Genomic DNA, 13,058 nt, shown 5'->3' with positions numbered 1-13,058 from the left:
CCTCTTTCGTAAGTCGAGAGTCGTTCATGTGGTCTGAGGGGGGCCTGGGGGCGGGCCGGCCGCGGGTGCGGCCGGCCCAACCTCCGTCAGACCTCTTCGACGCTGCTCGGCTCGCGCCGGGACAGGTCGATGCCGAGCTCCTCGGCGGCGCGGAACACGTCCTCGTCGGAGTCCCGCATCTCGATGGACTGGCCGTCCGAGGACAGCACCTCCACGTTGAGGCAGAGCGACTGCATTTCCTTGATGAGGACCTTGAAGGACTCGGGAATGCCGGGCTCGGGGATGTTCTCGCCCTTGACGATGGCCTCGTAGACCTTGACCCGGCCGAGGACGTCGTCGGACTTGATGGTGAGCAGCTCCTGGAGCGCGTAGGCAGCGCCGTACGCCTCGAGGGCCCACACCTCCATCTCACCGAAGCGCTGACCACCGAACTGCGCCTTACCACCGAGCGGCTGCTGGGTGATCATCGAGTACGGACCGGTCGAACGGGCGTGCAGCTTGTCGTCGACCAGGTGGTGCAGCTTGAGGATGTACATGTAGCCGACCGAGACCGGCATCGGGAACGGCTCGCCGGAGCGGCCGTCGAACAGGCGGGCCTTGCCGGTGGAGTTCACCAGGCGCTCACCGTCACGGGTGAGGGTGGTGTTGTCCAGCAGGCCGGTGATCTCGTCCTCGCGGGCGCCGTCGAAGACCGGGGTGGCGAGGTTGGTGCCGCCCTGGACCGTGTCGGCGCCGATCGCCTGCAGGCGCTGGGCCCACTCGTCGGCGAGGCCGGAGACGTCCCAGCCCTGCTTGGCGAGCCACCCGAGGTGGATCTCCAGGACCTGTCCCGGGTTCATTCGGGACGGGACACCCAGCGGGTTGAGGATGATGTCGACCGGAGTGCCGTCCTCGAGGAACGGCATGTCCTCGACCGGGAGGATCTTGGAGATGACACCCTTGTTGCCGTGACGGCCGGCGAGCTTGTCACCGTTGGTGATCTTGCGCTTCTGGGCCACGTAGACGCGGACCAGCTGGTTCACGCCCGGGGGCAGCTCGTCGCCCTCTTCGCGGTCGAAGACGCGGACGCCGATGACCTTGCCGGACTCACCGTGCGGCACCTTCAGCGAGGTGTCGCGGACCTCACGGGCCTTCTCGCCGAAGATCGCGCGGAGCAGGCGCTCCTCCGGGGTCAGCTCGGTCTCGCCCTTGGGCGTGACCTTGCCGACCAGGATGTCGCCGGTGACGACGTCGGCGCCGATGCGGATGATGCCGCGCTCGTCGAGGTCGGCGAGGACCTCCTCGGAGACGTTCGGGATGTCCCGGGTGATCTCCTCGGGGCCGAGCTTGGTGTCACGGGCGTCGACCTCGTGCTCCTCGATGTGGATCGAGGAGAGGACGTCGTCCTGGACGAGGCGCTGCGACAGGATGATCGCGTCCTCGTAGTTGTGACCCTCCCACGACATGAACGCCACGAGCAGGTTCTTGCCGAGGGCCATCTCGCCCTCGTCGGTGCACGGGCCGTCGGCCAGCACCTGGCCGGCCTCGACCCGGGCGCCCTCGTCCACGAGCACCTTCTGGTTGAAGGCGGTGCCCTGGTTGGAGCGGGTGAACTTGGCGGCGCGGTACGTGGTGTACGTGCCGTCGTCGTTGGCCACGGTGACGTAGTCGGCCGAGACCTCCTGGACGACACCGGCCTTCTCGGCGGTGATGACGTCCGCGGCGTCGACGGCGCAGCGGTACTCCATGCCGGTGCCGACCAGCGGAGCCTCGCTCTTCAGCAGCGGCACCGCCTGGCGCATCATGTTCGAGCCCATGAGCGCGCGGTTGGCGTCGTCGTGCTCGAGGAACGGGATCATGGCGGTCGCGACCGACACCATCTGGCGCGGCGAGACGTCCATGTAGTCGATCTCGGTGCCGGGGATGTAGTCGATCTCGCCACCACGGCGGCGGACCAGGACGCGCGGCTCGGCGAAGTGCAGGTCCGCGGTCAGCGGCGCGTTCGCCTGGGCGATGACGTAGCGGTCCTCCTCGTCGGCGGTGAGGTAGTCCACCTTCTCGGTGACCACACCGTCGACGACCTTGCGGTACGGCGTCTCGATGAAGCCGAACGCGTTGACCCGGCCGTACGAGGCCAGCGAGCCGATCAGACCGATGTTCGGGCCTTCGGGGGTCTCGATCGGACACATGCGGCCGTAGTGCGAGGGGTGCACGTCACGGACCTCGAAGCCGGCCCGCTCACGGGACAGACCACCGGGGCCCAGCGCGGACAGACGGCGCTTGTGGGTCAGGCCCGACAGCGGGTTCGTCTGGTCCATGAACTGCGACAGCTGGCTGGTGCCGAAGAACTCCTTGATGGAGGCGACGACCGGCCGGATGTTGATCAGGGTCTGCGGCGTGATCGCCTCGACGTCCTGGGTGGTCATGCGCTCGCGCACGACGCGCTCCATGCGGGCCAGACCCGTACGGACCTGGTTCTGGATGAGCTCGCCGACGTTGCGCAGGCGGCGGTTGCCGAAGTGGTCGATGTCGTCGACCTCGACCACGATGTCGCGGCCCTCGTCGTCACGCCACTCGGTCTCGCCCGCGTGCAGCTTCACCAGGTACTTGATCGCACCGATGATGTCGGGCTCGGTGAGCACGCCGGAGTCCAGCGACTCGGCGTTGCCCAGCTTGCGGTTGACCTTGTAACGGCCGACCTTCGCGAGGTCGTAGCGCTTCGGGTTGAAGTACAGGTTCTCCAGAAGCGTCTGCGCGGCCTCGCGCGTGGGCGGCTCGCCCGGGCGCAGCTTGCGGTAGATGTCCAGCAGCGCGTCGTCCTGGCCCTGGGTGTGGTCCTTCTCCAGGGTGGCGCGCATCGACTCGTACTCGCCGAACTCCTCGAGAATCATCTCGTTGGTCCAGCCGAGCGCCTTGAGCAGCACGGTGACGGACTGCTTGCGCTTGCGGTCGATGCGGACGCCGACCATGTCGCGCTTGTCGATCTCCATCTCCAGCCAGGCACCACGCGAGGGGATGACCTTGCAGGAGTAGATGTCCTTGTCGGACACCTTGTCCAGGGTGGAGTCGAAGTACACACCCGGGGAGCGGACGAGCTGCGACACGACGACACGCTCGGTGCCGTTGATCACGAACGTGCCCTTGTGGGTCATGAGCGGGAAGTCGCCCATGAAGACCGTCTGAGACTTGATCTCACCGGTCTCGTTGTTGGTGAACTCGGCCGTGACGAAGAGCGGGGCCGCGAACGTGAAGTCGCGGTCCTTGCACTCGTCAATGGAGTTCTTCGGCGGCTCGAAACGGTGGTCGCGGAAGGTCAGCGACATCGACCCACTGAAGTCCTCGATCGGGGAGATCTCCTCGAAGATCTCCTCCAGACCGGACTTGGTGGGGACGTCCTGACCAGACTCCAGCGCCTGCTCGACCCGGGTCTTCCAGGCCGCGTTGCCGAGCAGCCAGTCAAAGCTCTCGGTCTGCAGGGCCAGGAGGTTGGGGACCTCGAGGGGCTCCTTGATCTTCGCGAAGGAGACGCGGAGCGGGGCGGTGGATGCGGCGGAATTGTTCGAGGCGTTGCGCGGCGCGGCCAAGAGGGGGGTCCTTCCGAGGGCTCGGAGCTCACTACGCGCGTACCAGCCGGGCCTGCTTGGGCTTGGTGCCGCCTCCCTCGCCACTGGCCTCCGCCGGGGTCGAAACCCCAGGTCAGAGCCGCTTTGCGGAGGCGGTGCCAGACCCCTTCAGGGCAACGCAAACTCCGGGCGACGAGTCACGGAGCAGCTAACAGGCAGCGCAAAGGGACAGTGTAGCCAAAGGCGACACTGCTGTCCAGCTCTGATTCGGAGACCGAATCGGAGACTCCTCCCGGTAGCCGGTGGGCGCGGGCGCCCACCGGGTACTGCTCTAACTCACGTGGAGTCATTTCCCGCCGGAGCCACTGGTTATGCATCCAGCGGCGAACCAACCGGGCGGACTCGCGCCTTGAGAATCGCGCGCCGCGCCAGGTTCGTCAAGGGCCCGCCGGCGGCGCGGACCTCGACCCGTCTATCGGTCCGGACCCGCTCGGCGTTACAGAAGCCGTGGTCGGGCCGCCCTCGACGACGGTGATCACCATACCCCCCGGCACCGACGGTGCCGAGTGCGCCGTCGGCCACACCGGGGGCCGTACCGGCCAGTCGGCGCAACGGCCCGGCGGGCCGCCCCGGGCCGGGAACGCGAAAAGGCCGGGCCGACCACCCGCAAGGGTGATCGGCCCGGCCGTACGCCCCCTCAGAGGGGGCGCGGGATCACTTGACGGTGACCTTGGCGCCGGCACCCTCGAGGGCGGCCTTGGCCTTCTCGGCAACGTCCTTGGCAACCTTCTCCAGGACCTTGGCACCAGCGGTGTCAACGAGGTCCTTGGCCTCCTTCAGGCCGAGGGAGGTCAGGGTGCGCACCTCCTTGATGACCTGGATCTTCTTGTCGCCGGCGGCCTCGAGGATGACGTCGAACTCGTCCTGCTCCTCGGCAGCGGCCTCGGCGCCACCGGTGCCACCGGCAACGACGACGGCGGCGGCCGGGGCGGCAGCGGTGACGTCGAACTTCTCCTCGAAGGCCTTCACGAAGGCAGCGAGCTCGATGAGGGTGAGCTCCTCGAACTGCGCGAGCAGCTCGTCCTGGGTCAGCTTCGCCATGATGGCGTCCTTCCACTAAATCGGCAGGTGGTGCCGTATGTACGGGTTGGGCGGGCACGGGCCCGCAGCGAGGCGTTAGCCTGCCGATTACTCGGCGGCGGCGTCCTCGGCGGCGGGAGCCGGCGTACCGGCACCGCCCTGCTCGACCTTGTCGCGCAGCGCGTCCACAGTGCGGACGAGCTTCGACGGCAGGGCCTGGAAGAGCGCGGCAGCCTGGGACTGCTTGGCCTTCAGGGCACCCGCCAGCTTGGCGAGCAGCACCTCGCGGGACTCGAGGTCCGCGAGCTTCTTGATCTCATCGGCGGACAGCGCCTTGCCGTCAAGGACACCGCCCTTGATGATGAGAGCGGGGTTCTCCTTGGCGAAGTCACGCAGAGCCTTCGCCGACTCCACCGGGTCACCGGTGACGAAGGCGACAGCCGTCGGACCGTTGAACAGGTCGTCGAGCTCCGTGATCCCGACCTCATTGGCCGCGATCTTGGTCAGCGTGTTCTTCACCACGGCGTACTCGGCGTTGTCGCCGAGCGAGCGACGCAGGGTCTTGACCTGCTTCACCGAGAGACCGCGGTACTCGGTCAGCAGCGCCGCGGAGGAGCCACGGAACTTGTCCGTGATCTCGGCAACGGCAGCAGCCTTGTCGGGCCTGGCCATAGGCTTACGCCTCCTTCCGTGATGTCGAAGTCGGGCCGACCGCGAAAGTCGACCTAGGTCGCCGTGGACCGACCGGACGGAAGGAAAGCTCCTGCGAAATGCAACGAGCCCCGGTGCGCAGGGGCACGGGGCTCGGAACGACCTCGACGGGCAGCCGCGTGAACGCGGACCCGGAAGTCGAAGCTCCAGACACACCTGCGCGGGCTGCCTGCGACGAAGCGCAGATCCTTCGGCCACCTGCTCCCTGACGGGCGCGTGATGACAACCAGCGGTCTTTGGCTTCGGCAACAGTAACCGGAGCCGTCCGCCGGGGGCAAATCGCCCTCGGGTTCGGCCCGGCGGCCCGACGGGGATGGGACGGCGGGGTGGGTCCGCCGGGCCGCGGTTCAGCGGGCCAGCGGGGAGACCGTCCGGACGCCGGTGTCCACGGTGTCCGTCTCGGCCGGCGCCTGCGCCGAGAGCAGCGCCCCGGCGAGGTCGGTGTAGAGCACCGCGTCGTCCGCCCGGCCGCTGTCCCCGTTGCCGGTGCGCTGGAGCCGGACCAGCTGGTCCTTGTCGTTGAGCCAGAGGTCCAGGGTGAGCGAGAGCGAGCCGCCGGGCGCGAGCGCGGCCCGCAGGCCGTCCCGGCGGGACTGGGTCAGCTGGGTCTGGGCGGCCGCGTACCTCTCGGCGGTGGTGGTGACCCGGTAGTGCCCGACGGTCGAGTCGTCGGACTTCTCCTCGCCGACGAAGACCGGCTCCGTCCCCTCGGCGGTGGCCGCGGTCAGCGCCTCGACCGGGTTCAGCAGGTCGATCAGCCCGGCGTACGGGATCTCCTTGCGGCCGTCCGCGGCCGGCGGGACGGTGAAGCGCTCCCAGTGCTTCCCGCCCTGCCGGGCCGCGGTGGCGGCGTCGCCGCCCTGGTAGGCGACGGTGTCCACGACGATCAGCTGCTCGGCCTCGGCCGGCGTGGAGCGCTTGATCTGGAGCGCGGTCTTGGGCTGCCAGAACAGCGGGCCGGAGCCGGCGTCCGCGCCGAGCCGGTAGCTGACCTTGGCCCGGCGGGCGGTCTGCGCGGCCAGCTGGGCGGAGAGCAGCACCCCGTGCGGGGAGCGGTCGGTCGGCTTGGCCTGGGCGCTCGGCGAGGCGGTGGACGGCGTGGCGCTGGCCGTGCTCGGGCCGTCGGACGGCACGGCGGTCGTGTCGCCGCCCCCGCCGCACCCGCTCAGCCCGCTCGCCAGCAGGGCGACGGCGGCCACTGCCGCCAACCGCTGCCGTCCCGCCATGGTCCGTTCCCCTCTCGCCGGCCCCCGCCCGACGGCGGCTTCGCTCCGGCCACCTTGCCACCCGTCCCCCGCCCGCCCGGTCGCGGCCCCCTCCGGACCCGCCCGGGGCCGGACGGATCCACCGGGTCGGCCGAGCCGGGCCGGGCCGGGACACCGGTCGGGGGCGGCGGGGAGCCGGTCGGCACCCCACCGCCCCCGACCTCGCGGATCAGCTGCCGGCCGCGGCCTTCTGCAGGTCGGCGAGGTCGATGGCCTCCGAGGCCGACGGGGTGGCGGCGATCACCGGGGTGCCGTAGTCCGAGTAGCTGACGGTGACGTTCATCGCGCCGGCCTTGGTCTCGGCCTGCTCGGTCCGCTTGACGACCAGCTTGTCGGCGTCGACCCAGACGTCGATCCGGTCGCTGGTGACGCCGGCCGCGTCCAGGTTCTGCTTCAGCCGGTCGGCCTGCTCCTGGGTCATGCCCTGGCTGGTGGCCTTGGCCACGTCGGCCGCGCTGAGCACGCCGGAGTAGTGGGTGGTGGCCTTGCCGTTCACCGTCTCCGGGCCGACCTCGGTGACCTTGCCGCTGGCGATCAGCGTCCGGACGCCCTGCACCGGGTCCGCGCTCTGGAGCTGGTCGGTCGTGCCGCCGGAGGCCTTGGCCATGTCGGCCTTGCTGTAGCGCACCCACTTCGGGCCGCCGCTCTCCAGCAGCTTCCCGCCCAGGCCCATGTACATGGCGTCCTTGGTGTACAGGTAGTGCACGTTCGGGCCGCCGGTCAGCGGCTCCAGGAGCTTGGCCATCGGGGAGCCCGACAGGTCCATCGTGAGGTCGGCCTCCAGGCCGTCGGCCCAGGACACCGCCCCCTTGCCCTTCATGGTGACCTCGCCCACCTGGATCAGCTCGTCGACCTTCGCCGACTTGGCCGCGCCGGTCTTCTGGGTGACCTGCTCCAGGTAGACCGCCGGGCTGACCTTCTCCGGCTTCGCGCCGGTGGCCGGGGCGGCGGACGACGGGGCGGCCGAGGTGGCGGCGGCCGTGGTCGGCGCGGCCGGGGCGGCGCTCTTGTCGTCGTTGTCGTTGCACGCGGTCGCGGTCAGCGCCAGGGCGGCGAGGACGACAGCGACGGCGGTGTTGCGGGTTCCAGCCATGGTTCCCCCCTTGAGGATCCCCGGGCGCGGGATGCGCCCGGGGCGGTAGCCGGTCGTAGCCGGAGGGCTCGGAGTCCGGACGGCCGGATCAGCCGAGCAGCTTGAGCAGGTCGGTCTCGGCGCCGAGGTCGTCGGCGGCCGGCACGGCGATCGGGGCGGCCTTGCCGAGGTCCGAGTACTTGACGGTGACGGCTTCCTTGCTGCCCTTCTTCTCGCCGTACTCCTGGTACTGGACGAGTTCCTGCTTGGCGTTCAGCCAGAAGTCGATGGTGAGGGACTTGCCGTCCTCCTCCAGCACCTTCTGGACGGCGGGCCGCCGCTCCGCCGGGAGCCCCGTCATTCCGGCCACCAGCGCGGCGGTGTCCTGCTCCGCCCGCAGGTGGACGGTCTGGGCGCCGTCCACGGCCTCCTGGCCGACCTTGGTGAGCTTTCCGCTCTGGGCCGCCATGGTGAGCAGGGTGACCGGGTTCATCATCTGGCCCGCCGCCCGGAAGGTGGCGCCGGTCTCGTCCGTGGACAACTTGACCCAGTGCTTGCCCCCGAGGGCCGGAGCCGCCTCGTCGCCGCCGAGGTAGGCGTCCACGCCGACCACCCGGATCTTGAGCTTCTTGCCGCCCATGTCGCCGAGCAGGTCCACGGAGGTCTTGGCCGGCTCCTTCCAGTCCGCGTCGCCGGTGCCGCCGGGGCTGTCGGGCTCGGCCGGGATCATGGTGACCTTGCCGTTGCCGGCCTTCTGCATCACCAGCGCGGACGCGGCCAGCGCGGCCTTCGGGTCCCCGGCCAGCACCGCCGCGAGCGGGTCCGCGGCCTTGGCGTCTGCGGTCTTGGTCTCGCCGCCCTTGGCCTCGGCGGTCTTGGTGTCGCCGGCCTTGGCGTCATTGCTCTTGGTGTCACCGCCACAGGCCGTAGCCGCACCGAGCAGGACGGCCGTCGTCGCGACGGCCGAGGCGAGGCGCAGAGCGCGCATGGAGCTACCCCCGTGGGATCTGGTCAATCCATGGAAGATCCGATCGTCGGTTCTTCTCATGTTCTTTTCACGCGGACTCTAACCGATCGCCGAAACCCCCACGCACTGGATATCCCCCTTCCGTCACCCGCCCGCTGCGGGCGTCGCGTCCGCGCCCCCGGGAGCCGAGACATCGGTCGTGGTGACCGTGGTTCCCGCACTCCCCCGGATCGTCTCGCGCAGCCGCAGCAACTGCATGCCGGGCCCGACCCAGACCTCGTAGCCGATCGACGTCACCCCGTGCCGCCGGTACCAGTCCAGCGTGGCGGCGCGCCGCTTCGGGGTCAACTCGTCGTCCTTGCCGAACAGTTCGGCCACCGGTGCGGAGCCCTGGTAGTGCGCCACGGTCACCCCGGCCAGCTGCTCGCCGCCGAGCGAGACGAGCTTGACGCCCTGGGCGACCTCGTACGCCCGGCTGCCCGGGCCGGTGATCAGCGCGGTCGTCCAGCCGCCCGCGAAGCCCTCCGGATCGGGGCCCGCCCCGGGGTCGACCGCCTCGGCGGTGCTCCGCTCCGCGTGCTTGGCCGCACCGCCCTGGTAGACGAGGTCGAGCGCGCCGTCCTTCAGGGTCAGCCGCCCGCTGCCCAGTTCATCGGTGACGGTGAGGGCCGCCTCGTCCGAGGCGCCCCAGACCAGCGAGCCGCTCGCGGTGCGCCGCCCGGCCGCGCCCTCCTGGACCACGTCGATCCGGGCGCCGCCGGCGTCGTCCAGCGCCTGTGCGGCCGCCAGCACCACCTGCTTGGGCGGCACCGGCGCGGGGCCCCCCGGGGTGGCGGCGGTCGGGGCGGCCAGCAGGCTGCACCCGGTGGTGGCGAGCAGCAGCAGGGCCGCCGCGAGAACGGTGGGGCGAGGGGCGGGCGGCACGGCACACTCCGGCGGTCACAGGTTCTCCACATGGTCTGACCGGCAGAGCGTACGACGGTTCGGCCCGCCGTTCCCATCCGCCGGTGTCCCGATCCGGCAACCGTTGCGGCCCGCCGGCGTGCCCTGCCCCGGCCCGGTCGCGTCCCCCGGTCACGGCCCGGGAACGACGGCGGGCCCGCACCCCCGGTGAAGGGGGTACGGGCCCGCCGTACGGACTGCTCTAGAGCACTGGGGCTCAGACCGCGGCCGGGTCCTCCTCGACGAGGAGGTTGCGGGTGCGGTTCGGGTCCACCTGGATGCCGGGGCCCATGGTGGTCGAGAACGCGGTCTTCTTGATGTAGCGGCCCTTGGCGGCGGACGGCTTGGCGCGGAGCACCTCGTCCAGCGCGGCGGCGTAGTTCTCGACCAGCTGCTCGTCGGTGAAGGAGGCCTTACCGATGATGAAGTGCAGGTTCGAGTGCTTGTCGACGCGGAACTCGATCTTGCCGCCCTTGATGTCGTTGACAGCCTTGGCGACGTCCGGGGTCACGGTGCCGGTCTTCGGGTTCGGCATCAGACCACGGGGACCGAGCACGCGGCCGAGGCGGCCGACCTTGCCCATGAGGTCCGGGGTGGCGACGACGGCGTCGAAGTCCAGCTTGCCCTTCGCGACCTCGTCGATCAGCTCGTCGGCACCGACGATGTCGGCGCCCGCAGCACGCGCGGCCTCGGCACGCTCGCCGGTCGCGAAGACCAGGACCCGAGCGGTCTTACCGGTGCCGTGCGGGAGGATCACGGTGCTGCGGACCATCTGGTCGGCCTTGCGCGGGTCGACACCCAGACGCATGGCGACCTCGACGGTGCCGTCGAACTTGGTGGTGCTGGTCGCCTTGGCGAGGCGGACGGCCTCGAGGGGGGCGTAAAGGCGCTCGCGGTCGACCTGGGCGTCCGCGGCCTTCAGGGCCTTGCTGCGCTTCATAGCTGCTCCTGAATGGTGAATGGAGTTGTGGTGTCACGGGCCTGCGCGGGCCCTACCACAGAGGACGAGAGGGGTTCTCAGCCCTCGACGGTGATGCCCATCGACCGGGCGGTGCCGGCGATGATCTTCGCCGCGGCGTCCAGGTCGTTGGCGTTCAGGTCGGGCATCTTGGTCGTGGCGATCTCACGGACCTGGGCGCTGGTGAGCTTGGCGACCTTGGTCTTGTGCGGCTCGCTGGAGCCCTTCTCGACACCGGCGGCCTTCAGGATGAGGCGCGCGGCCGGCGGCGTCTTCGTGATGAAGGTGAAGGAACGGTCCTCGTAGACCGTGATCTCCACCGGCACGATCATGCCGCGCTGCGACTCGGTCGCAGCGTTGTAGGCCTTGCAGAACTCCATGATGTTGACGCCGTGCTGGCCCAGCGCGGGGCCGACCGGCGGCGCCGGGTTGGCCGCGCCGGCGTTGATCTGGAGCTTGATAAGCCCCGTGACCTTCTTCTTCTTGGGAGGCATGTCTCTCCGGGTCCTTCCGAGAGGTGATTGCTGGTGCGTGCGGAACCGGGGCGACACCCGGCCGCCAGCACACACATCGGACCAGGCTAACGCGTTCGCGCCGCTGGACCAAAACGGATCCGGGCGGGCCCGCGGGCCCGCCCGGATCCGAAGACCGTACGACTAGTTCTTCTGGATCTGGTCGAAGGAGAGCTCGACCGGGGTCTCCCGGCCGAAGATCTCGACCAGGCCCTTGACCTTCTTCGAGTCCGGGTTGATCTCGTTGATGGTCGCCTGGAGGGTCGCGAACGGGCCGTCGGTGACGGTGACCGAGTCGCCGACCTCGAAGTCCAGCACCTGGACCTCGACCGGGCGGACCGGCGAAGCCTTGCCGGCCTCCTTGGCGGCCTGGCGCTCGACGTCGGGGGCGAGCATCTTGACGACCTCGTCCAGGGTCAGCGGGTACGGGTCGTAGGCGTTGCCGACGAAGCCGGTGACACCCGGGGTGTTGCGCACGACGCCCCAGGACTCGGGGGTGAGGTCCATGCGCACCAGGACGTAGCCGGGGAGCTTGTTCTGGCGGATGGTCTTGCGGTCGCCGTTCTTGATCTGGACGACCTCCTCCTGCGGCACCTCGGCCTGGAAGATGTACTCCTCGACGTTCAGCGAGACGGCGCGCTGCTCCAGGTTCTGCTTCACCCGGTTCTCGTAGCCGGCGTAGGTGTGGATCACGTACCACTCGCCCGGCATGAAGCGCAGGTCCTCGCGGAACTTGGCGACCGGGTCGACCTCCTCGGCCGGCTCCTCCTCGGCCTCCTCGGCCTCCTCGGCGGCGCCCTCCACGTGCAGCGCGGCCTCCTCGGCGGGCTCGCCGGCCTCGGCCTCGTCGTACGCCTCGACCTCGTCCTCGTCGCTGTCCGCGGCGTCCACGATCTGCTCGGCGGACTCGGTGTCGACAGCCAGCTCGGTCGCGTCCGGCTCGGCGGCGACATCCGCCTCGCGGACGGTCTCGTCGGCGTCGTACAGGGGGGACTCAGACACGGTGGCGGCTTCTTTCCTGGAGATGGTGAAGGTGGCGCGCTCCTCGACCGGCCCGGCGGACGACCGCTCGCGCGGGCGCCAGATGAGGTCTCGGAGACTTCAACAGTACCGAGTCCACGGTAACCGCGCGTACGTCCGGCGCCGACAGCTCGACCCGGGCCGAGGATTCGGCCCGGGTCGGGAGGCTGTTCGAGAGGTGGGGCGGCCGGTCAGCCGAAGACCAGGAGGCTCAGCTTGGAGAAGCCGTAGTCCAGGCCGGCCACGAAGGCCATCACGACCACGACGAAGGTGACCACGACGGCGGTGTAGTTGGTGAGTTCGCTGCGGGTCGGCCAGACGACCTTGCGCAGTTCCGCGATGATCTGGCGGTAGAACAGCGCCATCCGGGCAAACAGGCCCTTCTTGGCGCGCTTGCCGGACTTCTTCTCGCGGTTGCCGCGCTTGCCCGACTTCTCGTCGGCGGGCGTGGTCTCGGCAGCGCCGTCGGCACCCTCGGGGTTGCCGCTCTCAGGCGTTGCGGTGGAGCCCGTGGTCTCCGTCACTCGTCCTCACCTGAATCCGGGTCCTGCCGACTTCGCCGCGCACCAGGTGGGGCACGACCAGCCGGCTAGCGGTGCTGATCGGTGCCATCTCCGCATCAAGCCCGCTCACTCCTGTGGAGCGAACGGGCTGAAAACGGATCTAGCAGCAGGGCAAGAGGGACTCGAACCCCCAACCGCCGGTTTTGGAGACCGGTGCTCTACCAATTGAGCTATTGCCCTACGGTGCCTCGCGGCTCCGGTGGCGACCAACCTACCGCATCTCCCCCCGCTGCCTGCACAGGCGGTGAAAGCTCCGGTTCTTTTCGGCGGGCCGTCGAGCAGCGAGTGTACGTGGTCGAGGGGCGTTTGGTCGAACGTCTTCTTCCGGACCGGCCGGTCACCCGGCGGATGTCCGGCCCCGCCGGTCCCCCGCCGACGGATCGCCGGGGCCGCGATCCGGACGGGGACGTACGGATGCCGATACCC

General features: G+C 69.9%; 11 protein-coding genes and 1 tRNA gene. All 12 read right to left on the bottom strand.

Translation table 11 applies throughout. From position 1 onward, the window contains the following. Positions 1-86 precede the first annotated feature (86 nt). On the bottom strand, positions 87-3,563 hold the full coding sequence (gene rpoB, locus ACIQI7_RS23850) for a DNA-directed RNA polymerase subunit beta (protein WP_387756281.1): 3,477 nt from the start codon (positions 3,561-3,563) through the stop codon (positions 87-89). A 693-nt stretch (positions 3,564-4,256) separates the two neighbouring features. Then, entirely contained in the window at positions 4,257-4,643 is a 387-nt protein-coding gene (gene rplL / locus ACIQI7_RS23845) for a 50S ribosomal protein L7/L12 (RefSeq protein WP_387756279.1), read from the bottom strand. 87 nt (positions 4,644-4,730) lie between these two features. Beyond that, positions 4,731-5,294 carry a 50S ribosomal protein L10 gene (gene rplJ, locus ACIQI7_RS23840; RefSeq protein WP_045693068.1) on the bottom strand — a complete coding sequence of 188 codons (564 nt, stop codon included), beginning with the start codon at positions 5,292-5,294 and terminating at the stop codon, positions 4,731-4,733. Positions 5,295-5,680: 386 nt separating this feature from the next. Further along, complete coding sequence (locus ACIQI7_RS23835) at positions 5,681-6,559, bottom strand: hypothetical protein (protein WP_401113142.1); 879 nt, start codon at positions 6,557-6,559, stop codon at positions 5,681-5,683. Between the two features lie 208 nt (positions 6,560-6,767). Next, entirely contained in the window at positions 6,768-7,691 is a 924-nt protein-coding gene (locus tag ACIQI7_RS23830) for a hypothetical protein (RefSeq protein WP_401113140.1), read from the bottom strand. A gap of 88 nt (positions 7,692-7,779) precedes the next feature. Next, the gene (locus ACIQI7_RS23825) at positions 7,780-8,658 is read right to left on the bottom strand and encodes a hypothetical protein (protein ID WP_401113138.1); all 879 of its coding nucleotides are present in this window, start codon (positions 8,656-8,658) and stop codon (positions 7,780-7,782) included. Between the two features lie 123 nt (positions 8,659-8,781). Beyond that, positions 8,782-9,561, bottom strand: a complete 780-nt coding sequence (locus ACIQI7_RS23820) for a hypothetical protein (RefSeq protein WP_401113136.1) — start codon at positions 9,559-9,561, stop codon at positions 8,782-8,784. Positions 9,562-9,796: 235 nt separating this feature from the next. Continuing rightward, complete coding sequence (rplA, locus tag ACIQI7_RS23815; protein ID WP_207809814.1) at positions 9,797-10,519, bottom strand: 50S ribosomal protein L1; 723 nt, start codon at positions 10,517-10,519, stop codon at positions 9,797-9,799. Between the two features lie 77 nt (positions 10,520-10,596). After that, complete coding sequence (rplK, locus tag ACIQI7_RS23810; protein ID WP_387760756.1) at positions 10,597-11,031, bottom strand: 50S ribosomal protein L11; 435 nt, start codon at positions 11,029-11,031, stop codon at positions 10,597-10,599. A gap of 162 nt (positions 11,032-11,193) precedes the next feature. Next, the gene (gene nusG / locus ACIQI7_RS23805; protein WP_401113133.1) at positions 11,194-12,051 is read right to left on the bottom strand and encodes a transcription termination/antitermination protein NusG; all 858 of its coding nucleotides are present in this window, start codon (positions 12,049-12,051) and stop codon (positions 11,194-11,196) included. Between the two features lie 209 nt (positions 12,052-12,260). Continuing rightward, positions 12,261-12,593 (bottom strand): preprotein translocase subunit SecE, encoded by a 333-nt coding sequence (gene secE, locus ACIQI7_RS23800; RefSeq protein WP_401113131.1) that lies wholly within the window; start codon positions 12,591-12,593, stop codon positions 12,261-12,263. A 146-nt stretch (positions 12,594-12,739) separates the two neighbouring features. Next, positions 12,740-12,812 (bottom strand) — tRNA-Trp (locus ACIQI7_RS23795). Positions 12,813-13,058 lie beyond the last annotated feature (246 nt).

Origin of the sequence: Kitasatospora sp. NPDC092039 (assembly GCF_044756065.1) — a bacterium.
Lineage (GTDB): Bacteria > Actinomycetota > Actinomycetes > Streptomycetales > Streptomycetaceae > Kitasatospora.
Note: the sequence above shows the minus strand (reverse complement) of the source record. Positions and strands in the feature narration are given on the sequence as shown.